This is a genomic window from Cryobacterium sp. PH31-O1, assembly GCF_030063455.1.
Classification (GTDB): Bacteria; Actinomycetota; Actinomycetes; order Actinomycetales; family Microbacteriaceae; genus Cryobacterium.
This window is the reverse complement of sequence record NZ_JASITB010000002.1, coordinates 73,363-98,698: the sequence shown is the minus strand read 5'-3', so window position 1 is coordinate 98,698 and position 25,336 is coordinate 73,363. Positions and strand designations below refer to the sequence as shown.

General features: G+C 66.2%; 26 protein-coding genes. 14 read left to right on the top strand and 12 right to left on the bottom strand.

Features of this window, described 5'->3' with window-relative positions:
- Positions 1-33 precede the first annotated feature (33 nt).
- From QMK31_RS05235 to QMK31_RS05220, 4 genes are all read left to right on the top strand, one after another.
- On the top strand, positions 34-663 hold the full coding sequence (locus QMK31_RS05235) for a DNA-directed RNA polymerase subunit beta (RefSeq protein WP_283499905.1): 630 nt from the start codon (positions 34-36) through the stop codon (positions 661-663).
- 208 nt (positions 664-871) lie between these two features.
- Entirely contained in the window at positions 872-1,990 is a 1,119-nt protein-coding gene (locus QMK31_RS05230) for an adenosine deaminase (RefSeq protein WP_283499904.1), read from the top strand.
- Between the two features lie 38 nt (positions 1,991-2,028).
- On the top strand, positions 2,029-2,484 hold the full coding sequence (locus QMK31_RS05225) for a PTS sugar transporter subunit IIA (protein ID WP_283499903.1): 456 nt from the start codon (positions 2,029-2,031) through the stop codon (positions 2,482-2,484).
- A gap of 19 nt (positions 2,485-2,503) precedes the next feature.
- Complete coding sequence (locus tag QMK31_RS05220) at positions 2,504-2,779, top strand: PTS sugar transporter subunit IIB (RefSeq protein WP_283499902.1); 276 nt, start codon at positions 2,504-2,506, stop codon at positions 2,777-2,779.
- A 130-nt stretch (positions 2,780-2,909) separates the two neighbouring features.
- Here the strand turns inward: QMK31_RS05220 and QMK31_RS05215 are convergent, their stop codons facing one another.
- Positions 2,910-4,622, bottom strand: a complete 1,713-nt coding sequence (locus tag QMK31_RS05215; RefSeq protein ID WP_283500263.1) for a phospho-sugar mutase — start codon at positions 4,620-4,622, stop codon at positions 2,910-2,912.
- A 353-nt stretch (positions 4,623-4,975) separates the two neighbouring features.
- Positions 4,976-5,809 (bottom strand): purine-nucleoside phosphorylase, encoded by an 834-nt coding sequence (locus tag QMK31_RS05210; protein ID WP_283499901.1) that lies wholly within the window; start codon positions 5,807-5,809, stop codon positions 4,976-4,978.
- 182 nt (positions 5,810-5,991) lie between these two features.
- Between QMK31_RS05210 and QMK31_RS05205 the strand changes: the two genes are divergently transcribed.
- On the top strand, positions 5,992-7,428 hold the full coding sequence (locus QMK31_RS05205; protein WP_283499900.1) for an NAD(P)H-quinone dehydrogenase: 1,437 nt from the start codon (positions 5,992-5,994) through the stop codon (positions 7,426-7,428).
- Between the two features lie 41 nt (positions 7,429-7,469).
- Here QMK31_RS05205 and QMK31_RS05200 read toward each other — a convergent pair whose 3' ends face one another.
- Positions 7,470-9,245, bottom strand: a complete 1,776-nt coding sequence (locus QMK31_RS05200; protein WP_283499899.1) for an acetyl/propionyl/methylcrotonyl-CoA carboxylase subunit alpha — start codon at positions 9,243-9,245, stop codon at positions 7,470-7,472.
- 85 nt (positions 9,246-9,330) lie between these two features.
- Positions 9,331-9,981 carry a Maf family protein gene (locus QMK31_RS05195; RefSeq protein WP_283499898.1) on the bottom strand — a complete coding sequence of 217 codons (651 nt, stop codon included), beginning with the start codon at positions 9,979-9,981 and terminating at the stop codon, positions 9,331-9,333.
- Positions 9,982-10,082: 101 nt separating this feature from the next.
- Here QMK31_RS05195 and QMK31_RS05190 point away from each other — a divergent pair, with 101 nt between their 5' ends.
- From QMK31_RS05190 to QMK31_RS05175, 4 genes are read left to right on the top strand one after another with little or no spacing between them, the layout of a single operon-like run.
- Positions 10,083-11,399 (top strand): class I SAM-dependent RNA methyltransferase, encoded by a 1,317-nt coding sequence (locus QMK31_RS05190; protein WP_283499897.1) that lies wholly within the window; start codon positions 10,083-10,085, stop codon positions 11,397-11,399.
- A 38-nt stretch (positions 11,400-11,437) separates the two neighbouring features.
- Positions 11,438-12,145: a response regulator transcription factor gene (locus QMK31_RS05185; protein ID WP_283499896.1), complete on the top strand. Its 708-nt coding sequence runs from the start codon at positions 11,438-11,440 to the stop codon at positions 12,143-12,145.
- Positions 12,138-13,493, top strand: a complete 1,356-nt coding sequence (locus QMK31_RS05180; RefSeq protein WP_283499895.1) for a sensor histidine kinase — start codon at positions 12,138-12,140, stop codon at positions 13,491-13,493. The genes QMK31_RS05185 and QMK31_RS05180 overlap by 8 nt, the downstream gene beginning before the upstream one ends.
- Positions 13,490-14,536: a DUF8320 family protein gene (locus QMK31_RS05175; RefSeq protein ID WP_283499894.1), complete on the top strand. Its 1,047-nt coding sequence runs from the start codon at positions 13,490-13,492 to the stop codon at positions 14,534-14,536. The genes QMK31_RS05180 and QMK31_RS05175 overlap by 4 nt, the downstream gene beginning before the upstream one ends.
- Positions 14,537-14,897: 361 nt before the next feature.
- On the opposite strand, the gene QMK31_RS05170 is transcribed toward QMK31_RS05175, so the two are convergent.
- Positions 14,898-15,086 (bottom strand): acyl-CoA carboxylase subunit epsilon, encoded by a 189-nt coding sequence (locus QMK31_RS05170; protein WP_283499893.1) that lies wholly within the window; start codon positions 15,084-15,086, stop codon positions 14,898-14,900.
- Between the two features lie 41 nt (positions 15,087-15,127).
- The gene (locus tag QMK31_RS05165; RefSeq protein WP_283499892.1) at positions 15,128-16,732 is read right to left on the bottom strand and encodes an acyl-CoA carboxylase subunit beta; all 1,605 of its coding nucleotides are present in this window, start codon (positions 16,730-16,732) and stop codon (positions 15,128-15,130) included.
- 202 nt (positions 16,733-16,934) lie between these two features.
- Between QMK31_RS05165 and QMK31_RS05160 the strand changes: the two genes are divergently transcribed.
- On the top strand, positions 16,935-17,774 hold the full coding sequence (locus QMK31_RS05160) for a biotin--[acetyl-CoA-carboxylase] ligase (protein ID WP_283499891.1): 840 nt from the start codon (positions 16,935-16,937) through the stop codon (positions 17,772-17,774).
- Between the two features lie 8 nt (positions 17,775-17,782).
- On the top strand, positions 17,783-18,358 hold the full coding sequence (locus QMK31_RS05155) for a PH domain-containing protein (RefSeq protein ID WP_283499890.1): 576 nt from the start codon (positions 17,783-17,785) through the stop codon (positions 18,356-18,358).
- Here the strand turns inward: QMK31_RS05155 and QMK31_RS05150 are convergent.
- Entirely contained in the window at positions 18,335-18,877 is a 543-nt protein-coding gene (locus QMK31_RS05150; RefSeq protein ID WP_283499889.1) for a GtrA family protein, read from the bottom strand. The two genes, QMK31_RS05155 and QMK31_RS05150, sit on opposite strands and share 24 nt — an antisense overlap.
- Before the next feature lie 126 nt (positions 18,878-19,003).
- On the opposite strand from QMK31_RS05150, the gene QMK31_RS05145 reads away from it, so the two are divergent.
- The 3 genes from QMK31_RS05145 (at position 19,004) to QMK31_RS05135 (ending at position 22,052) form a co-directional block, all read left to right on the top strand.
- Positions 19,004-20,140, top strand: coding sequence for a 5-(carboxyamino)imidazole ribonucleotide synthase (locus QMK31_RS05145; RefSeq protein WP_283499888.1), 1,137 nt, complete (start codon positions 19,004-19,006; stop codon positions 20,138-20,140).
- Positions 20,141-20,223: 83 nt separating this feature from the next.
- Positions 20,224-20,691: a 5-(carboxyamino)imidazole ribonucleotide mutase gene (gene purE, locus QMK31_RS05140; RefSeq protein ID WP_283500262.1), complete on the top strand. Its 468-nt coding sequence runs from the start codon at positions 20,224-20,226 to the stop codon at positions 20,689-20,691.
- A 50-nt stretch (positions 20,692-20,741) separates the two neighbouring features.
- Positions 20,742-22,052, top strand: a complete 1,311-nt coding sequence (locus QMK31_RS05135; RefSeq protein ID WP_283499887.1) for an LCP family protein — start codon at positions 20,742-20,744, stop codon at positions 22,050-22,052.
- A 147-nt stretch (positions 22,053-22,199) separates the two neighbouring features.
- Here QMK31_RS05135 and QMK31_RS05130 read toward each other — a convergent pair whose 3' ends face one another.
- The 5 genes from QMK31_RS05130 to rfbD all read right to left on the bottom strand — a co-directional run bounded on the left by QMK31_RS05130 (position 22,200) and on the right by rfbD (position 25,336).
- Positions 22,200-22,601, bottom strand: coding sequence for a type II toxin-antitoxin system VapC family toxin (locus QMK31_RS05130; RefSeq protein WP_283499886.1), 402 nt, complete (start codon positions 22,599-22,601; stop codon positions 22,200-22,202).
- Entirely contained in the window at positions 22,598-22,855 is a 258-nt protein-coding gene (locus QMK31_RS05125) for a type II toxin-antitoxin system Phd/YefM family antitoxin (RefSeq protein ID WP_283499885.1), read from the bottom strand. The genes QMK31_RS05130 and QMK31_RS05125 overlap by 4 nt, the downstream gene beginning before the upstream one ends.
- Positions 22,856-22,929: 74 nt before the next feature.
- Positions 22,930-23,337, bottom strand: a complete 408-nt coding sequence (locus QMK31_RS05120) for a GtrA family protein (RefSeq protein ID WP_283499884.1) — start codon at positions 23,335-23,337, stop codon at positions 22,930-22,932.
- Between the two features lie 5 nt (positions 23,338-23,342).
- A complete protein-coding gene (locus QMK31_RS05115) occupies positions 23,343-24,485 on the bottom strand; it encodes a glycosyltransferase family 4 protein (RefSeq protein WP_283499883.1) in 1,143 nt (380 codons plus the stop codon).
- Entirely contained in the window at positions 24,482-25,336 is an 855-nt protein-coding gene (rfbD, locus tag QMK31_RS05110; protein WP_283499882.1) for a dTDP-4-dehydrorhamnose reductase, read from the bottom strand. The genes QMK31_RS05115 and rfbD overlap by 4 nt, the downstream gene beginning before the upstream one ends.

Genomic DNA, 25,336 nt, shown 5'->3' with positions numbered 1-25,336 from the left:
AACCAGCCGATAAAACCCGAAGGAGAACCCGCCGTGGCCGAGAATTTTCACAAGCCCACCCTGTTCTCCGCGAACAAATTCGAGGCCTTCCAGGGCGGCGACGATCCGGCTTCCATCAGCCGCGTCGCGCACGAGACCGCGCAGGCCGTGCTCAACCGGGTGCGCAACGACCCCGACCCGGAGACGGTCGAGCGCCTGGTCGCCTACACCGACGAAAACGGCATCGACGCGGTCGCCGAGCTGTGGTCGCGGGCCGCGCCACGCAGCCTGCCGGGCGCGCTCTGGCGCATCTACCTCATCCGCATGCTGATTCGGCAGGATCCCGAGGGGTGCGCCTACCTCTACCAACGGGGAACGGATGCTGCCGCCACGATCGACCCGCTCGTCGCGGGCGCCGCGGTGCCCACCGGTCCGGCCGAGATCATGGTGCTGGCCGATGAAATTCTGCGCGGCTTGTTCATTGGGGATTTTGCCGTCGCGCTGGATCGTGGCGCGGCCTACTGCCGGGTCACCGCGGTCGGTGCGGCGAGCATCGCAGACGACCTTGAACTGACCGAACCGCATCGTTCCTCCGAGTTGACCACCCGGGCGTTGCGGTTCTCGACGACCGCAGCCGAATTCACCGCCTGCGCGCGCCTCTGGCGCCGGGACTCCCTGGAGTAGCCCCGCACTGGTTGCTGTTCCGAGCGGCCGTCAACCGTCCGGGCGGGTCACCCGGCGTTCGCCAGAACGATCCGCGGCGGCCGGGCAGCGCCGCTGGTTATGGCGGAATCCGCTCGACGCATTTCTCATGGTCCGTTCAGAGCCGCTCCGATAAGCTGGGCGCGCGGTTGTAGTTCACATCCGCCCCCGTACCGAGGAGCTTGTTCGTATGACTTTGATCGAGGAATTCCTCATGCCCGGCGGCGGCACGAGCATCAACACCCTGCCCAAGGTTTCGCTGCACGACCACCTCGACGGCGGCCTGCGCCCGCAGTCCATCATCGAACTGGCCGACTCCATCGGTTTCGTGCTTCCCACAACGGATGCCGACGCGCTCGGCGAATGGTTCGCCGACCAGGCCAATGCGGGCTCGCTCGTGGAATACCTCAAGACCTTCGACGTTACGACCGCCGTGATGCAGACCCGCGAGGGCCTGAGCCGGGTCGCCCGCGAATTCGTCGAGGACTTAGCCGCGGACGGCGTCATCTACGGCGAGATTCGTTGGGCTCCCGAACAGCACCTCGCCCGCGGACTCACCCTCAACGAGGTCGTCGAAGCCGTGCAGGACGGCATCGAAGCCGGCATCGAGAACGTCGAAGAGTCCGGCCGCAGCATTCGCATCGGTCAGCTCATCACCGCCATGCGCCACGCCAACCGCTCACTCGAAATCGCCGAACTTGCCGTGCGCTACCGCTTTGACGGCGTCGTCGGGTTCGACATCGCCGGCGCCGAGGCCGGATTCCCGGCCGGCAACCATCGCGCCGCCTTCGACCTGCTGGCCCGTGAATTCATGCCGGCAACCGTGCACGCCGGCGAGGCTGATGGTCTCGACAGCATCCGCGGCGCCCTGTTCGACGGTCGCGCGCAGCGCCTCGGCCACGGTGTGCGGCTCGCCGAAGACGTCACCATTGAACGCCAGGACGACGACAATACTTTCGTCACCCTCGGCCCGGTGGCCCAGTGGGTGCGCGACCGCGAGATCACCCTCGAACTGAGTCCGTCCTCGAACCTGCAGACCGGAGCGGTCGCCGCGTGGGGCCAGGAGCTGTTCGACCACCCGTTCGACCTGCTCTACCAGCTCGGTTTCAAGGTCACCGTCAACACCGACAACCGCCTGATGAGCGACACGACCCTCACCCAGGAACTCGCCCTGCTCTCCGACGCGTTCGGCTACGACCTGGGCGATCTGGAGACCTTCCAGCTGAACGCCGCCCACGCGGCGTTCCTGCCCCTGGAAGACCGCGAAGAACTGGTCGAAACCATTGAAGCCGGCTTCGGCGACGCCTGACGCCGGCCTGGCTCGCCCCTGAATAATTGAAAGAAAAAATGCCACTGCCGCATCTTCCCCTCGACGCCATCACGATCGGCGCGCACGCTGCCGACTGGCCGGCCGCCATCACGGCGGCCGGTGACGCCCTCGTGCGTTCCGGCGCGACGACATCCGCTTACACCGATCGCATGATCAAGGTGATTCGTGAATTCGGTGCCTACATCGTGATCGCGCCCGGCCTGGCGCTTGCGCATGCCCGCCCGGGAGCGGATGTTCTCACCGACGGACTCTGCGTCGTCACCCTCGCCGAGCCGGTCGCCTTCGGACACCCGCACAACGACCCGGTCAGCGTGGTTGTCGGCCTGGCCGTGACCGGCGCTGACAACCACCTGCAATTTGTCGCCGAACTCGCCAACGTGTTCAACGACCCGAAGGTGATCCCGGCTCTCGCCGGCGCGACAACCGCGGATTTCGTGCAGAGCGTGTTCGAGCAGACCGAAGCACCCTCATGACCGCGCTGACGGTACGCGCATGAAGATCGTCGTAATGTGCGGCATCGGGCTCGGTACCTCGGCCATTCTCAAGGTCAACGCCGAGCGCGCCCTCGACCGTCTCGGCATTGAGGCGAGCGTGCAGGCCACGGATGTCGCCGGCGTGCGTGCCGCCGCTGCCGACGCGCAGGTCATTCTGACCTCATCCGAGCTCGTCGATGCCATCGGTAAGACCAACGCCGACGTGATCGTCATCAACAACTACTTCGACGTCGACGAACTCGTTGCCAAGCTCGAAGTCGCGCTAGGTTCCTAGCGCCCGTCAGTCGAGCCCCCCTCTTTGCGGACGGGGCCCGGGCCCCGTCCCCCGGCCCAGTTTATAAACTGGGCCCAGGGTCGTACGGTGGGCCCGGCGAATGGATGCCGCCAACACCAGGTCAGTCCACCTACGAGATCAGCGCGTGCATGCCTCGCTCGAGTTCGTCCAGCGCGGCCTGAGCGGCCGACCGTCGCTCCACCAGGGTGCCGACCGTGCTGCGCGTGTCGATGTACACCTTGAGCTTCGGTTCGGTACCACTCGGGCGCACCATCACGCGTGACCCATCGGTCAAACGGATGCGCAACACGTCACTCGGCGGCAGGTCGCCGAACCCCCACCGAAAATCGTCGATCTCGTCGACGCGAATGCGGCCGATGTGGGTCGGCGGGGACTCCCGCAGCCGCGTCATCACGAGTGCAATGGTCGACAGCTCGCTGACCCGCACCGAGATCTGGCCCGAGGCGAAGTGTCCGAATTTCTCACTGAAGCGGTCGAGATAGCCGGCGAGGGTGGTGCCCTCCGCCTTGAGGTCGCTCACGAGCGAGAGCAGCGCGACGGCGGCCGAGATGCCGTCCTTGTCGCGCACGGTCTCCGGGTTCACCAGGTAGCCCAGGGCCTCTTCGAAGCCGTAAACCAGCCCCGGCACCCGGGATACCCATTTGAAGCCGGTGAGGGTCTCGACGAATCGCAGGCCGTAGGCATCCGCTACCGCGTGCAGCGCCGGTGTTGACACGATCGAGCAGGCGAGCGCGCCGGTGTCAGCGGTGGGACCGGCATCGAGATCGGGCGAGGCGGCGAGTGCGGCGGCCCGCCAGCCGAGAATGGCGCCGACCTCGTTGCCGCTCAACCGCCGAAAACCGTTCGCGCTGGACACGTCGGGGATGGCCACGGCAAGGCGGTCAGCATCCGGATCGTTGGCGATGATGAGTTCGGCGCTCACCTCCCGCGCGGTCTCGTAGGCGAGATCCATCGCGCCGGGCTCCTCCGGGTTCGGAAAGGCCACGGTCGGAAAAGCGGCGTCGGGGGCGATCTGCGCGTCGACGAGGGTCGGCAGGTCGAAACCGGCCTTCTCGAGCACCCGGCGGGTGGTGTCCCAGCCAACGCCGTGCATGGCGGTGTACACGGCGTTCACCTGCGCGCGCGGCTGGTGGGCGATGCCGGCTGTTGCAGCGATGTAGGCGAGCACAACGTCTTCTTCGGCGGTCTCGTAGACGCCGCGCGGCAGGTGCGGCACGTGTTCGTCGGCGGCGACGCGCAGAATCTCGTCTGAGATGGCCTTGTCGTCGGGGGCGACGATTTGCGCGCCGTTGTTCACGCCGCCCAGGTAGACCTTATAACCGTTATCATTTGGCGGGTTGTGCGAGGCGGTCACCATCACACCGCAACTCGCGTCGAGGTGTCGCACCGCGAAGGCCAGCACGGGCGTTGGCAGCAACCGCGGCAAGAGGATGGCGCGCACCCCCGCGCCCGCCATGATCGCCGCCGTGTCGGTCGCGAAAACGTGGGAATTCTTGCGTCCGTCATAGCCGATGACGACCGACGGTGTCACGCCGGGGGCGGCACGCCGCCGCAGGTAGGTGGCGAGGCCAGCCGCGGCCTGCGAGACGAGCACCCGGTTCATGCGGTTCGGGCCGGCGGAGATTTCGCCGCGCAGCCCGGCCGTGCCGAAAGCCAGTCGGGTGTCGAAGCGGGAGTGCAGGTTCGACAAAGCTACGGTGTCGCCGTCGTCGACGGCGTTGATCAGCGCGCGCAGCTGCGCCTGAGTCTCCGGGTCGGGATCCTGGTTGAGCCAGGCCCTGGCCGCTTGCAACAGCGCCGTGGTGCGGTCGGTCGAGGCCAGCGGGGTCTCCTGGGCGACCGGAGCGGTGGCGACGTCGTCGTCCCCGGCGCTGTCCGAAGTGATCGTCGCAATGGCGACCGTCGGTTCGAAGTTGTCGTCATCGCTGTTCTGCGCGATGGTTTGACCGGCATCCGAGGCGGCATCGTCGTGGTCGGAAACGATCGGCAAGGCGCGGGTTGGAGTCTGGGCCTCATCGGCAGCATCGGCGTCGGTGACGCGCGGCACGGCATCCGCTGCCGTAGCGGGCGCAGCAGCGGGCACGGCATCCCCTGCGGCAGCGGGCGGGCCGGAGTGGCGGCCGCCGGTGCGCTCGGCCGGGAGCTCATCTTTCGACCCGCGCTCGCCCTGGCCGGTCACAGTGCGGCCACGATCCGCGCGAGGAGGGCGCTGATCACCGGTTCAGCGAGCGCACCGGCCTCGATCACTTCGCCGTGGCTGAGCGGAGTCTTCGAAATGCCGGCCGCGAGGTTCGTGATGAGTGAGAGACCCAGCACCTCCATACCGGCCTGACGGGCCGCGATGGCCTCGAGCGCGGTCGACATCCCCACGATGTGGCCGCCGATGGTCTTGGCCATCTGCACCTCGGCCGGTGTCTCATAGTGCGGGCCGCGAAATTGGCAGTACACACCCTCATCGAGGGTCGGGTCGATTCCGCGTGCCAGGTCGCGCAGCCGCTGCGAGTACAGGTCGGTCAGGTCAACGAAGGTCGCGCCCTCGAGGGGTGAATCAAAGGTCAGGTTGATGTGGTCGCTGATCAAAACCGGGGTTCCCGGCGTCCACGATTCACGGATGCCGCCGGCCCCGTTGGTCAATATCATCGTCGTCGCTCCGGTCGCCGCCGCCGTGCGCACACTGTGCACGACCCGGCGTACACCGTGGCCCTCGTAGTAGTGGGTGCGGGCGCCGATCACGAGCGCGCGTTTGCCGCCGGGCAACAAAATGGAGCGCAGCGTGCCGGCGTGACCGGCCAGCGCGGGGGCGCTGAAGCCGGTGATGTCCGCGGCGGCCACGGTGTGCGTGGTCTCGCCGATCAGGTCGGCGGCTTTGGCCCAGCCGCTGCCGAGCGTGAGAGCGATGTCGTGCCGTGGCACGCCCGTGATACCGGCAATCTCCGCGGCGGCTGACCGTGCCGCCTCGAACGGATCTGTTTCGGGCAGGTCTAACGGGTTGATCTCGTTCGTGAACATTTCACTACTCTAGAACCCCCGGTGCGGGCGTGGAGATTCTGCGCGAATTCTGCTCATCGGCGCGCCGAACGGGCGCGGAGACGCCCAATCGGTGCGTTTTCGCCCTTTTCGGGGGACAAACCGCGCGGTGCGGGCGGGCAGACGGTTTTGTGCGGAGTGCGCGGGCCGCGAGAATGGACTACATGGCCTATGAGTTCGAACGCAAGCAGCGCATCGCGGTACTGGGCGGTGGGCCCGGCGGATACGAAGCGGCCATCGCCGGAGCACAGCAGGGTGCCGACGTCACCCTGATTGAAAGCGTCGGTGTCGGCGGTTCGGCCGTGATCACGGATGTCGTTCCCTCAAAATCCCTCATCGCCACGGCCGAGGCCTCGAACTCGATCGGCGAGGCCACCGACCTCGGTGTGCAGTTCTTTGTGCGCGGCGAAACCGGCAAACCGCTGCGCCCTGAAGTGGCCATCAACCTGGCAGCCGTGAACAAGCGCCTGCTCGCTCTGGCCCGCCAGCAGTCCGAAGACATGAAGGCCACGCTCATTCGCGCCGGAGTGCGCTACGTGCAGGGCCACGGACGTCTCGACGGCACCACCGGCATCATCGTCGCCACCTCGGGCGACTCGACAGCCACCGACTTCGACCGCATCGATGCCGACACCCTCGTCGTCTCTGTGGGAGCCAGCCCCCGAGTGCTGGCATCTGCCATGCCCGACGGTGAGCGCATCCTCACCTGGACCCAGCTCTACAACCTCAGGGCCATTCCCGAGCATCTCATCGTGGTCGGCTCCGGAGTGACCGGCGCCGAGTTTGCCTCGGCCTACCGCGCCCTCGGCGCGAAGGTCACCCTCATCTCCAGCCGCGACCAGGTTCTGCCCGGTGAAGACGCCGACGCCGCCAACGTGATCGAGAACGTCTTCAAGCGCAACGGCATGATCGTGCTCTCCAAGTCGCGGGCCTCCTCGGTGGAACGCACCAAGACCGGCGTGGTCGCCACGCTCGCAGACGGACGCACGGTCGAGGGCAGCCACTGCCTCATCGCCGTCGGCTCCATTCCGAACACCGCCAACATTGGCCTCGAGCAGGCCGGTGTGCAGATCACCGACTCCGGACACATCCAGGTCAACCGGGTCGCCCGCACCTCGATTCCGAACATCTACGCGGCCGGCGACTGCACGACCGAGATCCCGCTCGCCTCCGTGGCATCCATGATGGGCCGCACCGCGGTGTTCCACGCCATGGGCGACACCGTCAACCCGATCGAGATTCGCAACGTGGCCGCGAACATCTTCACCCAGCCCGAGATCGCCACCGTCGGCTACACCCAGAAGCAGATCGAAGACGGACTCGCCCAGGGTGAGATCTACAAGCTGCCCCTGTCGCAAAACCCGCGGGCCAAGATGATGGGAATCAAGGACGGCTTCGTCAAGCTCTTCGCCCGCACCGGCAGCGGCACCGTCATCGGCGGCGTCATCGTAGCGCCCAAGGCCAGCGAGCTCATCTTTCCGCTCGCCCTCGCCGTCGAACACCGGCTCACCGTCGACGAGGTCGCCCGCACCTTCCCGGTTTACCCCTCGCTCACCGGTTCCATAACGGATGCCGCTCGCGCGATGCACGTCGTTCTCTAACGTCGAGACAGTTTTCGAGGGCGCCGCGGGTGCCGGAGCAACTAGGCGGCGGTGTCGGTGACCGTGAGCAGGACAGCGCCGGAGGAGACGGTTTCTCCCACGACAGCAGCCACGATGGCGACCGTGCCGTCGCGGTGCGCCACGAGTGGCTGCTCCATTTTCATGGCTTCGAGCACGAGCAGCAGGTCGCCCTTGACGACGGTGTCCCCATCGGCCACAAGCAGCTTCACGATAGTGGCCTGCATGGGGGCCTTGATCGCGTCGCCGGTGGCGGTGTCGACGGAGTGCAGGCCGCCGCGCCGCTTGGGCGCCGGACCGACCGAGCGGGCGCTCGCGCCGCCGGGCAGCAGCCGGGTGGGCAGGGTCACCTCGATGCGGCGTCCCTCCACCTCCACGACGATGCTGTGGCGTTTCTGCGGGCCGGCGGCGTCTTCCATGCTGCCGCTCCACGGTTCGATGTCGTTTTCGAACTCAGTCTCGATCCAACGGGTGAAGACGGTGAAGGGCTTTTCGTCGCTCGGTGCGAAGGCGGGGTCGCGTACGACCTTGCGGTGAAAGGGCAGCACGGTCGGCAGGCCGGCCACCTCGAACTCGTCGAGGGCCCGGCGTGAACGCTCCAGAGCCTCTTCGCGGGTCGCGCCGGTGACGATGAGCTTGGCGATGAGCGAGTCGAACGATCCGCTGATCACATCGCCGGACTGCACACCGGTGTCGACGCGCACGCCGGGGCCGCCCGCGGGCTTGAACACGTGTACCGGGCCGGGCGCTGGCAGAAAGCCGCGGCCGGCATCCTCTCCGTTGATGCGAAATTCAAACGAGTGCGCCTTCGGGGCGGGGTCACCGTAGGTCAGCTCGCCACCCTCGGCCAGACGGAACTGTTCGCGCACCAGGTCGATGCCGGTGACCTCTTCGGAGACGGTGTGCTCGACCTGCAGGCGGGTGTTGACCTCGAGAAACGACACCGTACCGTCCTGGCCGATGAGAAACTCGCAGGTGCCGGCACCGAGGTAGCCGACCTCCTTCAGAATGGCCTTGGATGCCCGATACATTTCGGTGGTCTGCGCCTCGGTGAGAAAGGGTGCTGGCGCTTCTTCGACGAGCTTCTGGTGCCGGCGCTGCAGCGAGCAGTCGCGGGTCGACACGACAACGACGTTGCCGTACATATCGGCCAAACACTGGGTCTCAACGTGGCGGGGGGAGTCGAGGTATTTCTCCACGAAGCATTCGCCGCGACCGAAGGCCGTGATGGCCTCCCGGGTGGCGGAGTCGAACATTTCGGCAACTTCGTCGCGGGTGCGCGCTACTTTGAGGCCACGCCCACCGCCACCGAAGGCGGCCTTGATCGCAACGGGCAGTCCGTGCACGTCGACGAAGGCGAGCACCTCGGCCGCGTCGATGCAGGGATTCAGGGTGCCTGGCGCCATCGGCGCGTTGACCTTTTCGGCGATGTGACGCGCCGAGACCTTGTCGCCGAGCTGCTCAATGGCTTCGGGCGACGGCCCGATCCAGATCAGCCCTGCGCCGATAACGGCGCGGGCGAAGTCGGCGTTCTCAGCCAGAAAGCCGTAGCCGGGGTGCACGGCGTCAGCGCCGCTGCGCCTCGCAATCGACAAAATCTTGTCGATGACGAGGTAGGTTTCGGCGCCGCTGGTGCCGTCGAGTCCGTATGCCTCGTCAGCGAGACGGGCGTGCAGGGAGTCGCGATCCTGGTCGGCGTAAACGGCGACAGAGAGAATTCCACTGTCTTTCGCGGCACGGATGACCCGAACGGCGATCTCGCCTCGGTTGGCGATGAGGACCTTCGTTATGAGTGACACAATCACATAGCCTATTGCCCACCGCCACATCCCTTTTGGTTCTCTCCCACAAAAAGAATCGGCGGATTCTTGCGGATGCCTACAATTACAGCGCTCCGGGCCGATTCCACAGGGTCGGCCACTCGTGTCCGAGGGCCCGCACCAGCCTCCGCAGGGTGGGCAGTGACAGCCCCACCACGGTGGAGGGGTCGCCGACGATGCTCGTGATAAACGGTGCGCCGAGGCTGTCGATGGTGAACGCCCCCGCCACGAATAGGGGCTCACCGGTCGCGATATAAGCGTCGAGCTCGGCATCGTCGAGGTCGTCGGCAAAGGTCACTTCGGCGACCGCGACCGCGCCGATTGCCCGGCCGGCCACGCCGTCGACGATCTCGATCAGCCAGTGCCCGGAGTACAGCGTGCCGGTGCGTCCGCGCTGGCGTTCCCAGCGCTCGCGCGCGGCATCCGCGGTGTGCGGCTTGCCGTAGATCACGCCGTCCAGCACGAACACCGAGTCACCGCCGAGCAACAGCCCGTCGAGCGGTTCGGCCAGCGGAGCGGATGTCGCCGCCTCCGCTTTCGCGCGCGCCAGCAGCTCCACGAGCACCCGCGGCTCGAGGGCAGCGCCGCGGGCCGCCTCGGTCTCGGCGACGACCCGCGCCTCGTCGACCTCGGGGTTGATTCGCACCGGTTCGATGCCGGCTGCGCGCAGCAGGGCCAGCCGGGCCGGAGACGTGGAAGCCAAATAGAGACGCATGCGGTCCTTTCAACGGGAGGGGGAGTATCCATTCAAGCAGGCGCACTGTGCTAATCAGGTGCGCAGCAACGACCGGCGAGGGGGTGTGGGATCATCGTTAGATGAGCAACACGAGGCACCAGCCCGCTACCCCCGCCCCGACTTCGTCTGTGACGGTCGGCGACGAGCTTGAGCTCGACATCACCAACATCGCCCACGGCGGAATCTTCGTCGCCAGGCACGAGGGCCGCGTCATCTTCGTCAGCGACACCCTGCCGGGGGAGCGAGTGCGCGCCCGCCTCACCGAGGCCAACCACAAGAGCTTCTGGCGCGCCGAAACCGTCGCCGTCATCGACGCCGCAACCGAACGTCAGCCGCATATCTGGAGTGCGGCATCCGTTGAACGCGCCCCAGAAACCCGCGCCGGCGGGGCCGAATTCGGTCACATCGAACTGGGCTTTCAACGCGAACTCAAGCGTCAGGTACTCGCCGACGCGCTGCAGCGCATGGCGGGGATTCACCCGGATGTCGTGGTTGAGCCCGTCGCGGTCAGCGCGAAAGCCAGCCCCGGCGACGCGATGGACGGCACCGGATGGCGCACCAGGGTGAGCCTGCACGTGGCAGAGGACGGAACCATCGGCCCGTATGCCGCGCGCAGCCACCGGGTCATTGCCGTCGACGACCTGCCGCTCGCCGAGCACGAACTCGAACTGCGCGCCCCGCTCGACACGCTCTTTCACAACGCGGCGAAAATCGATCTGGTCGCGCCGAGCAAGGGCGACGTGCAGGTGCTCGTCTCGGCCAAGGACGCCAACGGCAAGCCCAAGCGGGTTCCCCACGGCCTGATCCATGAGATCGTCGCCGACCGCGAGTTCGAACTCGACCGCTCCGGATTCTGGCAGGTGCACTCGATGGCCGCCGACACCCTGTACCACGCCGTGCAGAACATCATCGATCCGCAGACGTTCGACCCGCGCGCCTCCAACCTCGACCTCTACGGCGGCGTCGGCCTGCTCGCCGCGGCCGTCGGCGACAGATTCGGTTCGACGACCCGCATCACCTCGGTGGAAAGTGACCCGGAAGCGGTTGCCTTCGCCGCCCGCAATCTCAAGGACTGGGCCGGCGCCACCGCGATCGCCGACCGTGTCGACCGTTTTCTGCAGCGACTGCTGCGCGAAGCGGATGCCGCCGAGCGCGCCCGCCTCGCCGCCGCCACCGTTGTGCTCGACCCGCCGCGCTCCGGCGCCGGCAAGGTCGTTGTCGATCAGCTCGTCGCCCTCGCACCGCAGCAGATCGTGTATGTGGCCTGCGACCCGGTGGCGCTCGCCCGCGACGTTGCATTGTTTGCGAAGCAGGGTTACCAGCTGAAGACCCTGCGCGCCTTCGACCTGTTCCCCAATACCCACCACGTCGAAGCCGTCGCACTGCTCTGCAAATAGCTATCGTTGACACTAGACAACCTGAAGGCAGCCCTACCGTGAGCCACACAGCAACTGATCCCGCACCATCCCCTCCCGCCGATACGCCCGTGCGCGTCGGAATTGTCGACGACCATGAGTCGGTGCGACTGGGCTTGCAGGCCGCCTGCGAGAACGCCGGCTACGAAGTGTTGTTCGCTGCGGCGACGGCGCAAGCCCTCGTCGACGGCCTCGCCGGTCGAAAATGCGACGTGATCGTGCTCGACCTTTCGCTCGGCGATGGGTCCCTCGTTACCGACAACGTGCACCTGGTGCAGTCCACCGGCTCCGCCGTTTTGGTGCACAGCATCGCCGACCGGGTTGCCTCCGTGCGGGAAGCCCTCGCCGCCGGAGCGGCCGGGGTCATTCCCAAATCGTCCCCAACCACCACGGTCATGGCCGCCGTCGCCTCGGTCGCCCGCGGCGACGTGCTCAACAACCTCGAGTGGGCCACCGCCATCGACGCCGACCGGGATTTTGCCAAGGCGCAGCTGGGCCGCCGGGAACGCGACGTGCTGCACCTCTACGCGTCTGGCCTGCCCCTCAAGATGGTCGCCATGCAGCTGGGCATCGCGCACTCCACCGCCCGGGAATACCTCGACCGTATTCGGGTGAAGTACGTCGAGGTCGGGCGCCCCGCGCCGACCAAGGTCGACCTGCTGCGGCGTGCCGTCGAAGACGGAATCCTGCCAGGGCTCGACGTGACCGAAGCTGACCGCGGTGTCTAAACGGGCCGCCCGCCTGGGCGACCACAACAACACCAGCACCCTGGTATCCACCGCCACCGGGCCCTTCGCGGGCGTCGACGGCGAAGGGAACAACGCTGACGGTAGCCTGTTCAGCCGTTCCCGGCAGCCGCGCAACCCGATCAGTCACGCGCAGATCGAAATCGTGCTGTCACGCTCGGTGGCCGGTGTCGCGGTGATCTTCGCCGTGCAGACGCTGCCCCTCATGCTCGATCAGCTCTCGAGCCGCAAAACCGAGGCGGCCATTCTGCTCGCCGGCCTGCTCGGCCTGTCGATCCTGATGTTTGTCGTTGCGACACTTCTCCGGCGCGGCATTCGCAGTTCCGCGGCCGCGGTGAGTGGAATCTACCTGATAGCGCTCCTCATCTGGCCTTTGGTTATGATCGATCCCACCCTGGTGATTGCGAGCAAGCCGTGGCTGTGGTACCTGTGCACCGTCGCCACCTCCTGTGCGGCCATCGCCCTGCCCCTGTTCTGGGCCGCCACGTACACCGTGGTCGCCCCGATCGCCTACGGAGTGGTGCGGGTGCTGCCCTCCGGTGGTCAGGCCGAGGTCCCGCTCGCCGTGCTCGACACCTGCTACGCCATGATGCTCGGCGGCGTGGTGCTCATCATCATCTACGTGCTGCGGGAGGCCACGGCCAAGGTCGACATCGCCCAAGCCAACGCGCTGTCCAAATATTCCGTGGCGGTGCGCCATCACGCCACCGAGGTGGAACGGGTCGAGGTCGACTCGATCGTGCACGACAGCGTGCTCGCCACCCTGCTGTCCGCCGCGGGCGTGCACAACGCCAAGAGCGCGGAACTGGCGGCGGCGATGGCTCGCAGCGCCATCATCCGCTTGCAGGAAGCCAACGGTGAACGTCACCTCGACGCTGCGTCGGTTGCCGTGAGCACGCTGGCCGCTCGCCTGCGCACGGCGGCGACCGAGGCTGGAGTGTTCACCGTGACCGAGTTGAGCATCGATGGCCGCAGCATTCCCGAACACGCCGCCGAGGCGCTCTACTCGGCCAGCGTGCAGGCCATGGTGAACAGCGTGCAGCACGCCGGACCCACCCGTTCACGCCGCGTCACGATCGACGGCAACGACCAGAACGGATGCACCATCTGCGTCAGCGACACCGGCCGCGGTTTCGACGTTGCCAGGGTCGACAGCGCTCGTCTGGGCTTGCGGGTTTCAATCCAGGATCGGGTCGCAACCGCCGGGGGCGTGGCCGAGCTGCGCACCAGCCCCGGCCACGGCACGACGATAACCCTTATCTGGCCGCGCCCCGACGACCAGGACGCCGACGGGATCGCAACGGGCTCGCCCGACGGGGGCGCCCGATGACCGGCGTCGTGGTTGTCCCTCGTGCTCTCACCCTGATCGTGGCGGCCGGCTTCTCGGGCTATCACGTGGTGCTTGGCCTGTATTCGATCAACGAACCGGCCTCCTCGGTGCCGATCCTGGTAGCCATGGGCCTGTATCTGGTGGCGACGGTCGCGAGCCTCTGGCCCGACAGCCCCCTGCGCATGTCGTTGCCGCTGGCCCTCTTCAATGTGGCCATCTCGATTGCGATCCCGCTGATCGTGGGCAGCCAGCTCGACGGTTCGTCGGGCACATTGGGATACGCCACCTGGTACGTTGCTGCCGTCGGTACCCTGATGACGATCACGGCCACCCGCAAGAGGCCGCAGCTGGCCTTGCTGGGTGTTGGCGCGCTCGTGGTGCACACCGTGCTCTGGGCCGGCGTCGGCGAGCTGGGACATATGGGCGTCATCGGCAGCGTGGTCTGGGTGGTGGCCGCCGGGCTGCTGTCACGGGCGCTCGTGAAGGCGAGCCGCGATGCCCGCCAGTATGGGCGAGCCGAGCGGGAGGCGAGCGGATGGCACGCGGCCCAGGAGGCCCATCTCTACGAACGTCAGGTGCGGCTGACTCAGACCATGCGCCTTGCCATGCCTATGCTGCGTCGGATCAACGAGAGCAACGGCGATCTCAGTGAGGCGGACCGCCAGGAGTGCCGTTTGCTCGAAGCGGCCATTCGCGATGAGATTCGCGGGCGACGTCTGCTCAACCACGCGGTGCGTGAGCAGGTCATGGCGGCCAGACGACGCGGTGCCAGTGTGACCCTGCTCGACGAGGGCGGCATTGATGACCTCAGCGGTGCCGACCTGGAGATCGTGCTCAACAGCCTCGCGACGGCCATCGGTCGCACGAATGCCGACAAGATTATCGCTCGCACGTCGGCTGACAGTGCCACCATCGCGGTGACCGTCGTGGGCCTGAGCAGTCCCGATCCGGCGGTCAGCGCCCTGGGGCCGGATTCCTCCAACGAAGAAGTCGACCTGTGGATGGAAATTCCCCGGCAGGTCGTGCCCGCCGTCTCTGCGTAAAAGTGCGTGTGCACCAACGCGAAAGGGGACCAGCCGAAGCTGATCCCCTAACGACTATTCGAGAAAGGACGACAACCCGAATGCCATCCGTTCTCGCCCCCAACACATTCGCTCGCTTACCCTAGTCAGCGAATGATTGGTGGTGAAACTCTAGGAGCGTCACCGAGCACTTCTAGTCTCTATCAGTGTTCCGGCTTGCACAGTCGGCATTTAGGAGGACAGACATACCGGTGGTTGCGCCCGCCCCCACCGCGGACGGGGCCCGGGCCCCGTCCCCCGGCCCAGTTTATAAACTGGGCCCACGGACGGGGCCCGGGCCCCGTCCGAAAGAGGGCAACGGAGGCCGAGTGAAACCGGGCAGCTAGCCCGTGAAGCCGCGCCAGCGGCCGGCGCCGGGGTGCACCGGCCCCCGAAGCGGGCGCTGGTTCTGCTGCCAGGCGCTCTGCCCGGGTTCCGGCGCAGCCCGGCGCTCGTCGGATTCCTCCCGCAACAGACCACGGATGACGGCACTCACCGCCGACACCTCGGTGTCACTGATGTGAGTGGTCACGAAAACCAGTTCCGACGGATCAAACTCTGAGGGCTTCGGCATTAGAGCGGGATGTTCCCGTGCTTCTTGGCGGGCAGCGAAGCCCGCTTGGTGCGCAGGGCCCGCAGCGCCTTGACGACCGATACGCGCGTGGCGGCCGGTTCGATGATGCCGTCGAGCTCGCCGCGTTCCGCAGCCAGAAAGGGGCTCGCCACGTTGTAGGTGTATTCGTTGGCCAGACGGGTGCGCACAGCGGCGACATCTTCGCCGGCCTGCTCGGCCGCCTTGATCTCGGCACGGTAAAGAATGTTCACGGCGCCCTGACCACCCATCACGGCGATCTCTGCGGTCGGCCAGGCCAGGTTGGTGTCGGCGCCGAGCTGCTTGGAGCCCATCACAATGTACGCGCCGCCGTAGGCCTTCCGCAGAATGACCGTGACGAGCGGCACGGTGGCCTCCGCATAGGCGTAGAGCAGCTTGGCCCCACGACGGATGATCCCGGTCCACTCCTGGTCGGTGCCGGGCAGAAAGCCGGGCACGTCGACGAGGGTGAGGATGGGAATCGAGAACGCATCGCAGAACCGCACGAAGCGGGAGGCCTTCTCGCCGGCCTCGATGTTGAGCGTGCCGGCCATAGCGTTGGGCTGGTTGGCGACGATCCCGATCGAGCGGCCCTCGACCCGGGCGAACCCGACGACGATGTTGGGCGCGTAGAGCGGCTGCGTCTCTAGAAACTCTCCGTTGTCGACGATGTGCTCGATGACCGTTTTGACGTCGTAGGGCTGGTTGGGCGAATCGGGGATGATCGTGTTGAGGCGACGGTCGGCATCCGTTGTTTCGAGCTCTACTTCGCTGTCGAAGACGGGCAGCTCGGCCAGGTTGTTGTCTGGCAGGTAGCTCAGCAGGGCGCGGGCGAAGTCGAGCGCGTCGGGCTCGTCGCTCGCGAGGTAGTGCGAGACACCCGAGATCTTATTGTGGGTGAGGGCGCCGCCGAGCTCTTCCATGCCCACGTCTTCGCCGGTGACGGTCTTGATCACGTCGGGACCGGTGACGAACATCTGGCTGGTCTTGTCGACCATGATCACGAAGTCGGTCAGCGCGGGGGAGTAGACCGCGCCGCCAGCGGCCGGACCACAAATGATCGAGATCTGCGGAATGACACCGGATGCTGCCGTGTTGCGGCGAAAGATTTCGCCGTACTTGCCGAGAGCCACGACGCCTTCCTGAATACGCGCTCCGCCGGAGTCGAGAATGCCGATGATTGGCACCCCGGTCTTGAGGGCGAGGTCCATCACCTTGATGATCTTCTCGCCGGCGACCTCGCCGAGCGAACCGCCGAAGATGGTGAAGTCCTGCGAATACACGGCCACCTGGCGGCCGTGGATGGTGCCGGTTCCGGTGACGACGGCGTCGCCGTACGGCCGTTTCTTTTCCATGCCAAATGCCACGGTGCGGTGCCGCACGAATTCGTCGAGTTCCACGAAGGAACCCTGGTCGAGCAGCAGGTCAACGCGTTCGCGGGCGGTCATCTTGCCCTTAGCGTGCTGCTTCTCGATGGCGGTGGCCCCGCTGGCAGTCACGGCTTCGTGATAGCGCAACTTGAGGTCGGCGAGTTTTCCCGCCGTCGTATACAGGTCGGGTGCCGCGGCGGGCGTCTTGTCAGTCACCGTTTCACTCTACCGGCACGCCCCGACCGCTCCCCGTTGACGATGCTCCACAACTTTGCAGCGCAACACTGGTCGTTTCCCCCTGCATTACCTCCTTCCCCGTTCATAACTGCGGAGATCGTGGCCGAAATGGCACGGAATAACACATTCGGGGTCAGATTCGGGAGAATTACCGCAGTTACGTTTGGGAGAGAGAGTAGCCATGCAATTTTCGCTCAGCCGCGCCGAGGTGAGCCGGTTCGAATACCGGTCGGAGGCCCCCTCGACCAACGATGTGCTCAAAGAACTCGCCACAGCGGATGCCGCAGCCTGGCCCGACCTCTCGGTGGTCGTCACCGACAACCAGACTCAGGGGCGTGGCCGGCTCGGCCGCGTCTGGCTGGCCCCGACCGGCAAAGCCCTGGCCATCTCGGTGCTCGTGCGCCCGCGCACAAAAGCCGGGGACCAGTTACCGTCGCACGCCCTCGGCTGGTTGCCGTTGCTGGCCGGCGCCGCCATGACCAGGGCCGTCAGAAAAACCGTTGAGGCCAGCATGCAGCCGGTCGAAGACGTCAAAGAGGCCGAGGAGCCCCGTCACGACGTGACCCTCAAATGGCCCAACGATGTGCTCATCGACGGGTACAAGGTGTGTGGAATCCTGTGCGAACTCCTGCCCGACGGCGAGGGCATCATCATCGGTGCCGGCCTCAATGTCTCGCTCGATGAACACGACCTACCCACCCTTACCTCCACCTCGCTGCTGCTGGTCACCCGCACTTCGCCCGACCCCGATGCGGTACTCGCCGCCTACCTGCACGAACTCGTCACGCTCTATGAAGCCTTCGTGCACGCCGACGGCGACGCAGAACAGAGCCTGCACGCCGACGTCACCGCCCTCTGTGGCACCCTCGGCAGCGTCGTGCGGGTTGAGCTGCCGGGCGGAACCGACCTGGTCGGCACCGCCACGGGCATCGACACCGAGGGCCGGTTGCAAGTCGTCAGCCAGGCCGATGGCGAAGAACGGTCTGTCGCCGCTGGCGATGTCACCCACCTGAGGTATTAATAGAAGTAATGAAACCGAAGAAGACAGAGACGAACGAGACCGAACCCTCCGGCTACGCCCGCGAGAGTCGGCCAGAGAAGGTTGTCGCCCGCCTGCGCCCGCACGCCAGGGTGCTTGCCTGGCCCACCGTGCTGCTGTTCGTGCTGGCCGGCGCCACCGGGTACTTTTTCGGCAACCTGCCCGAGCCCTGGCAGAACGCGGCCCTTCTGGCCGGCTCTATCGTGCTCGCCGTTCTCGGCTGGCTGCTGCCGCTCGCCGCCTGGCTCACCAAGCGCTATACGATCACGACGCGCCGCATCATCTTTCGGCACGGATTCTTTGTGCGCACCCGGCAAGAACTGCTGCACAGCCGCGGCTACGACGTGAGCGTGCGGCAGAACTGGGTGCAGGCCGGGTTCCACTCGGGTACGGTGCTGATCAATTCGGGGCTGGAGCATCCGCTCGTGTTAAAAGATGTTCCCAACGTCGACCTCGTGCAGAGCACCCTGCACGACCTCATGGAGAAGGCGAGCACCGTCATGGGATCCCGCCGGCAGGAGCAGTCGGCCCTCGCCGCCGAGTCAGCTTTCTGGGGTCGTAGCTAGCCGAATCGCCCCGGTGCGCGTGCTGACAGAGGCGATACCAGCGGATGCCGCGCCCAGAGCGGGAGCGCCGCTCCGGCTCGGCGCGAACACCCAGTAACGGTACAGCGTAAAGCGGAACACCGCGCCGAGCAGCAGCCCGACCACGTTGCCGGCGATGTTGTCGGCGAGAACACTGGTGTAGCCGAGCACGTAGTGGCTGAACCAGAGGCAGGCGATGCCGATGCCCATACCCACCAGGCTGACCGCCAGAAATTCCAGTCCCTCGCGCATGGTGTGGTTCTGCCGGTTCTTGCTGAATGTCCAGTAGCGGTTGCCGAGCCAGTTCACCAGAATGGCCAACACGGTTGAGATGACCTTGGCGTAGATGGGACCGGCGTGTACCTCGGCGGAATCCAGCACGGTGGTGCGCAGCAGGTTGAACACCGTGAAATCCACCACGAAGCCGAGCGCACCGACGGCGCCGAACTTGAGGCCCTGACTCAGAAAACTGAGCAGGCGCTGCTTCAGGGTGATCGACATGCGTCCGTCCGGAGGTTCTGTAAAGTAGAAAAGCACTGAAGTCTCGCAGTCTACGGCGGTTTAAAACCCCCGGGCTGGGTATCCACGCGCGTTTAGCTGAACGCTGGCATAGAAAATGGTGAACAGATGGCCTTGACCGTCGGTGTGATTGGCGCAGGCCAGCTGGCCCGCATGATGATTCCCGCGGCGGTGAACCTCGGCATCGAGCTGAAGGTTCTCGCCGAAGCCGACGGTATGTCTGCGGCGCTCGCCGCTGTCAGCGTCGGTGACTACCGCGACCTGTCCACGGTGCTCGCCTTCGCGAAGACCGTCGACGTGATCACCTTCGACCACGAACACGTGCCGCAGGAGATTCTGCGCGAGCTCGTGCGTGAGGGCGTCACCGTGCATCCCGGCCCCGACGCCCTGCTCTACGCCCAAGACAAGCTGCTCATGCGCGAAAAGCTCGCCGAACTCGGGCTGCCCGTGCCGGATTGGGCGCGCATCGTCGATGTCGCCGGCCTCGCCGACTTTCTGAACAACCACGGCGGCCACGCCGTTGTGAAGACCGCCCGCGGCGGTTACGACGGCAAGGGCGTGCGCGTGGTCAGCCACGAACACGACGTCGACGACTGGTTTCAGGCGCTCGCCGAAGACGGCAACGACGGCGCCCTACTGGTCGAGGAGCTGGTGCACTTCAGCCGCGAGCTGGCCCAGGTGGTGGCCCGCCGCCCCAGCGGAGAGATCGCGGTCTGGCCGGTCGTCGAGACCGTGCAGAAGGGCGGCGTCTGCGCGGAGGTCATCGCGCCGGCCCCCCAGTCCATGGGGCGCCTGGCCGATGTCGCCACCGACATCGCCGTGACCGTGGCCGAGGGCATCGGCGTCACCGGGGTGCTCGCCGTCGAACTGTTTCAGACAACGGATGAGCGCCTCCTCGTTAACGAGTTGGCGATGCGCCCGCATAACAGCGGTCACTGGTCCATCGACGGGTCCACGACGAGCCAGTTCGAGCAACATCTGAGGGCGGTGCTTGACCTGCCGCTCGGTGCCACCGGGGCCAGGGACCCGTGGACGGTCATGGTGAACATCTTCGGCGGACCGGCGTCAGGCTCGCTGGGCGACCGCTACGAGGTGGCGCTGGCGCAGCATCCGCTCGTGAAAGTGCACAACTATGGCAAGGCCTCACGGCCCGGCCGCAAGGTGGGCCACGTCACCGCGGGCGGCGACGATCTCGACGAAGTTGCCTACCAGGCGCGTGCCACTGCACAAATCTTTCAGGACTGAGCAATAAGATCATGGGCGTGCCAGACAACATCGAGCGATCCAGCGTGCCCGAGAGTTCCAGCGCGCCGCTGGTCGGCTTGGTCATGGGCAGCGACTCCGACTTCACCGTTATGAGCGCCGCAGCGCAAACCCTGAAGGACTTCGGGGTGGCGCACGAAGTGCAGGTGGTCTCGGCGCACCGCACCCCCGAAAAGATGCTCGATTACGGTCGCAGCGCTCAGGCCCGCGGCCTCAAGGTGATCATCGCCGGAGCCGGGGGAGCCGCGCACCTGCCCGGCATGCTCGCCGCGATGACCACCCTGCCGGTGGTGGGAGTACCCGTTCCGCTCGGGCTGCTCGACGGCCTCGACTCGCTGTTATCGATCGTGCAGATGCCGGCCGGCGTGCCCGTCGCGACAGTGTCGATCGGCGGGGCGAAGAACGCCGCGCTCATCGCCATCAAGATTCTCGCCACGAGTGACGACGCGCTGCGCCTGAAGCTCGAAGACTATTCCGTGCAGCTCGCAGACTTGGTCGAGCAGAAGAACCGGGACCTCCAAGAGCGATTATGAGTAGTGTTTCCGACCCGATCCGGCACCCGAATTCCGGCTCCACGCGCATCATGACAACGCGTGCGTGGTGGCTGGTCGTACTCAATTTCGTACTGCCCGGTTCGGCGCAGGTGCTCGCCGGCAACCGCAGGCTTGGCCGGTTCGGCCTTCGCGCAACGCTCACGCTGGTCATCATCGCGATCATCGCCGGCGCGGTCTACCTGCTCTGGCCCGAGGTTATGCTCACCGTGTTCACGAGCACCATTGGCCTGTGGGCGGCGGCCGCGGTACTCGCGTTCTACGCTCTCACCTGGCTCATACTCACCCTCAACACCCTCGGCCTGATCAACCTGGTCAAGGCCGCGCCCGGCGCCCGCCCGATCATTGCTGCGTTCTCGGCGGCGCTCATGATCGTGGTCTCCGGCAGTGCCGGTTATGGCGCCTTCGTCGCCACCTCGGCGAGCGGGTTTCTCTCCTCCGTCTTCGTCGCCGGACCGAGCGAACCCCCGGTCGACGGCCGGTACAACATTCTGCTGCTTGGTGGTGACGCCGGCGCCGACCGAGACGGCCTGCGCCCCGACAGCCTCTCGGTAGTCAGCATCGACGCCACGACCGGCCAGGCCACGACCATCAGCCTGCCGCGCAACCTCGAGAACGTGCCGTTCTCAGCCGGTTCCTCGCTCGGAGCGCTCTACCCTGAGGGTTACGGTTCCATCGACGGATGCGACGTGTCGGCCTGCATGCTCAACTCCGTCTTCACCGAGGCCGAGTTGAAACGCCCGGAGTACTATCCCGACGCGGTGGCCGAGGGCAGCTCCCCGGGTATTCAGGCCACGCTCGAGGCGGCGCAGGGCATCACCGGACTGAGCATTCAGTATTTTGTGCTCATCGACATGCAGGGCTTCTCCGACCTCATCGACGCGCTCGGCGGCGTCGACATTGACGTGCAGAACCGAGTGCCGGTGCACACCGACGAGAGCTTCACCAAGGTGCTGTTCTGGTTTGAACCGGGCATGCAACACATGGACGGCTACCACGCCCTGTGGTTTGCCCGCTCGCGGCACGGCACGAGTGACTACGACCGCATGCAGCGCCAGACCCAGATGCAGGAGGCTCTGCTCGCGCAGGCCAGCCCGGCGAACGTGCTCTCCAAGTTCCAGGGAGTGGCCGCCGCCGGCACCCGCGTCGTGAAGACCGACGTGCCGCAGGGAATGCTCGGCTACTTCGTGAACCTCGCCTCCAAGACCAAGCAACTTCCGGTCGTGTCGGTGCCGCTGATTCCGGAGAACGGCGTCGACCCCGAAGACCCCGACTACGCCGCCATTCAGGCCATGGTCGCGGCGGCCCTGGCCCCCGCGCCCACCGGCACCCCCACGCCGTAGGCCGACGCGTGCCGGCCCCGGCACCAACGCGTCGGTGTCGGCGGAACCCTACTACCTCCGCAGGTCGAGCCCGTCGAGACAGCAATCCCGGCACCGCGACCCGCCTAATTCAGGCGCACTGCGAGAAGTATGACGCCAACGTAAGCGCTAGACCACAATCACTTCGGGGCCGCCCAGGTCTGACAACACCTGAAAATCGGTGTCCTGAGTGTAGACGGGCAAGGAATGCGCGAGTGCCGTGGATGCGATCCACAGGTCGTTGACGTTGAGCCGGCGCCCGTTGTCACGCAGGTTCTGGCGCAGTCGCGCCCAAATGGCAGCGACTTCAGCGTCAACTGGAAGAACGGCAATTGCAGACAGCATGTCGAGAGTCTTCATCCGCATCGCTCTGCTGTCAGCGTTAACCGCAGCATGCACGCCCGCAGACAGTTCGCCCAGAGTGATCGCACTGACAACCTGTTCCAAGGGAAGCAGGTCGACGCGGAGTGGGCGATTGGACTCCCGTGCAACGAAAACACTCGTATCGAGGAGGCCCCGGGTGGTCGTCACTGAATCGGACCGAGGTCGTCCGTAGTTTCGTCGTCTTCCTCGTCGTCGTAGTAGTCGGCAACGGGGTCCTTCGGCTGCCGAGTCAAACGGATAAATTCGTCTTTCGTGAGAAATGGCCGTTTGGTCGCACTGATCGGCACGAGGGTTGCAATCGCCACTCCGTTGGACGTGATCGTGACTTCTTCACCCTGACGCGCGCGTTCAATGACATCAGCGGTGTGATTGCGCAATTCTCGAACAGGAACCAAGCTCATGCGCTGAGTGTAGCCGTGAGTAGCACGCTGTAGCAAGCATCATTACAGCACGCCAGCGGATGCATATGCCTCGGTCAGCTGGTTCTCTCGCTCCGCCGGAACGAGAACTTCTTGTGCCCAAAGAAGCTCAGCAGGGTCGTTATCAAGAGAATTATCAGCTGGGCGAGTAGTGGCGGCACCAAGAGAACCTCAACCAGCAGCGGCAACGCGGCCACATTGATGCCGATAGCCACGAGGTACACGCTCACGAACCGAATGAAGTCGCGCACCACGTGGCCGTGCACCACGAACACGAATCGCCGGTACAGCACGAACGCCAGGGTGATGCCGACCACGTAGGAGAGCGCGAGGCTGAGCAGGTAGCCGAGGTAGACATCCGTGAATACCCACAGGGTGAAGGCCGAGAAGACCAGATACCCCACGAGCGTGTTCGTGGCACCGACCGCGAGAAACCGCACCCGCTGGTCTCGCAGTAGGCGCACGAGAACTACAGGTCCGCGTGCAGCTGCCAGACCCGCTCGGCGGAGTCCCGCCAGCTGAAGGCCCGCGACCGGTCGCCGCCGAAGATGCTCATGCGGTTGCGCAGTACGCTGTCGCCGAGCACCCGGTTCACCGCGTCAGCGAGCTTTGCGGGGTATTCCTTCGGGTCTGAGCGCTCGACCGCAACGCCGGCGTCACCGGCGGCTTCGAGCAGGGCTGGGGCGTCGGAGTGCACGACCGGCGTGCCCAGGTGGAACGCTTCGATGATCGGCAGCGCGAAGCCTTCCTCCAGGCTCGGGTAGACGAACACGCTGGCCCGGGCGATCACGACGGCCAGATCGGAGTCGCTCAGCCCCGACAGGGCACGCACGCGCCCCGGTGCCAGCCCGGCTTCATCGGCGACCGAGGCGAGGTCGAGTTCGCCCCAGGTGTCTGGTCCCAGCACGATCAGCGGCAGGTCGGGGGCTCCCGGCAGCCCGAGCGCTGTGATCAGCGCGATCACGGCCTTGCGCGGGTCGAGCGAGCCCGAGGTCAGCAGATACTGCGACGGCAGCCCCAGCGCCTGCAGACGCTCTTCTACCAGCGGAATGGCCGGCAGCACGAGGCCCCGCCCCACCGCGCCGCCAATCACGCGCACCCGGTCGCCGAGGTCCATGATCTCGGTCAGCTGCCGTGCCACGGCGTGGCTCGGCACGACGATCGCGTCGGCGTGCTTGCGGGCGCGCTTGAGCATGCTCTTGGTCCAGGCCACGGTTGCCGGGGTCAGCGACGACGGATGCGTCCAGGCGAGCACGTCGTGCAGCGTCACCGCAATCTGGGTGTGGTCTTCGGCACGGTTGTGGCGGCGCAGGGGGGCGAGCAGTCCCGGCGCATGAATCAGGCCGGTTCCCAACGACGCGGTCACGCCGAGCGCCCAGGCCGCCGCGAGCTCGCGCCTTGCCAGAGCGGTCTTGTGCAGGCTGCCCAGGCCGGGCAGTGCTGCCTCGATGCGTTCGTACTCTGCGGGGGTCGACGACGAGACGATGCCCTCAACGTTGCACTCCGCCGGTGCGGTCGCGATTAGGGCGCGAGTGAGTTCCTCGGTGTAACGCCCGACGCCGCCCGGCACCGGGGCGACCATCTGGTCAACGACTACCCGCAGGGTGATCATGCTGTCTCGAAAACCCCGGCAGCGAATGCTTCGGCCTGGGCCGACTGCCAGCTGCGCATCGGTTCCAGACCGGCCGCAGCCCAGTTAGCGTGGCCGAGCACCGAATAGGCCGGCCGTGGCGCAGGAAGTACAAAAGCCGAGCTGTCGGTGGGCTTAATGCGTTCCGGGTCGAGCCCGGCGAGGGCGAACACGTCACGAGCCTGGTCGAACTTCGACGCAATACCCGAGTTCGTGCCGTGGTAGATGCCGGCGGGCGCGTCGTTGTCGAGCAGCAGCACAATTTGGGCGGCCAGGTCGACCGTCCACGTGGGCTGGCCCACCTGGTCGGTGACCACGCTGAGGGTGTCGCGGGTGGCGGCGGCCTTCAGCATGGTCTTGGCAAAGTTCGGGCCGTTCTTGCCGTACAGCCAGGCGGTGCGCACGATATAGCTGCGCGAACCGTTCTCGACCTGCACGAACTCTTCACCGGCAGCCTTGGTACGGCCATAGGCCGAAATCGGGCTGTGCACGGTGTTCTCGGCATACGGCGTGGTGGCGCTACCGTCAAAGACGTAGTCCGTCGAAATTTGCACAAGCTTCGCCCGCAAAGCGGATGCCGCCACCGCCAAATTGTACGGCCCCACCGCGTTCACCGCGAAGGCCTCGTCCTCATTCGTCTCCGCGTCGTCGACCTTGGTGTACGCGGCGCAGTTGATGATCACGTCGTGCCCGGCGACGGCGGTTTTCACCGCGCCCTGGTCGGTCACGTCGAGGTCGCTGCGGCCGAGAGCGGTCACGTCGCGTCCGGCCAAAGCCGTCTGCAGGTCACGGCCGAGCATGCCGGTGGCGCCGGTGATCAGATAACGAGTCAT

Excerpts from the sequence above, each read along its gene's own strand:
- QMK31_RS05195 (WP_283499898.1), bottom strand. The coding sequence starts at position 9,981 with ATGCGTCTCTATTTGGCTTCCACGTCTCCGGCCCGGCTGGCCCTGCTG.
- QMK31_RS05175 (WP_283499894.1), top strand. The coding sequence starts at position 13,490 with ATGACCGGCGTCGTGGTTGTCCCTCGTGCTCTCACCCTGATCGTGGCG.
- rfbD (WP_283499882.1), bottom strand. The coding sequence starts at position 25,336 with ATGACTCGTTATCTGATCACCGGCGCCACCGGCATGCTCGGCCGTGAC.
- QMK31_RS05220 (WP_283499902.1), top strand. The coding sequence starts at position 2,504 with ATGAAGATCGTCGTAATGTGCGGCATCGGGCTCGGTACCTCGGCCATT.
- QMK31_RS05225 (WP_283499903.1), top strand. The coding sequence starts at position 2,029 with ATGCCACTGCCGCATCTTCCCCTCGACGCCATCACGATCGGCGCGCAC.
- QMK31_RS05155 (WP_283499890.1), top strand. The coding sequence starts at position 17,783 with ATGAAACCGAAGAAGACAGAGACGAACGAGACCGAACCCTCCGGCTAC.
- QMK31_RS05230 (WP_283499904.1), top strand. The coding sequence starts at position 872 with ATGACTTTGATCGAGGAATTCCTCATGCCCGGCGGCGGCACGAGCATC.
- QMK31_RS05125 (WP_283499885.1), bottom strand. The coding sequence starts at position 22,855 with ATGAGCTTGGTTCCTGTTCGAGAATTGCGCAATCACACCGCTGATGTC.
- QMK31_RS05145 (WP_283499888.1), top strand. The coding sequence starts at position 19,004 with ATGGCCTTGACCGTCGGTGTGATTGGCGCAGGCCAGCTGGCCCGCATG.
- QMK31_RS05190 (WP_283499897.1), top strand. The coding sequence starts at position 10,083 with ATGAGCAACACGAGGCACCAGCCCGCTACCCCCGCCCCGACTTCGTCT.
- QMK31_RS05135 (WP_283499887.1), top strand. The coding sequence starts at position 20,742 with ATGACAACGCGTGCGTGGTGGCTGGTCGTACTCAATTTCGTACTGCCC.
- QMK31_RS05150 (WP_283499889.1), bottom strand. The coding sequence starts at position 18,877 with ATGTCGATCACCCTGAAGCAGCGCCTGCTCAGTTTTCTGAGTCAGGGC.
- QMK31_RS05160 (WP_283499891.1), top strand. The coding sequence starts at position 16,935 with ATGCAATTTTCGCTCAGCCGCGCCGAGGTGAGCCGGTTCGAATACCGG.
- QMK31_RS05115 (WP_283499883.1), bottom strand. The coding sequence starts at position 24,485 with ATGATCACCCTGCGGGTAGTCGTTGACCAGATGGTCGCCCCGGTGCCG.
- QMK31_RS05210 (WP_283499901.1), bottom strand. The coding sequence starts at position 5,809 with ATGTTCACGAACGAGATCAACCCGTTAGACCTGCCCGAAACAGATCCG.
- purE (WP_283500262.1), top strand. The coding sequence starts at position 20,224 with ATGGGCAGCGACTCCGACTTCACCGTTATGAGCGCCGCAGCGCAAACC.
- QMK31_RS05205 (WP_283499900.1), top strand. The coding sequence starts at position 5,992 with ATGGCCTATGAGTTCGAACGCAAGCAGCGCATCGCGGTACTGGGCGGT.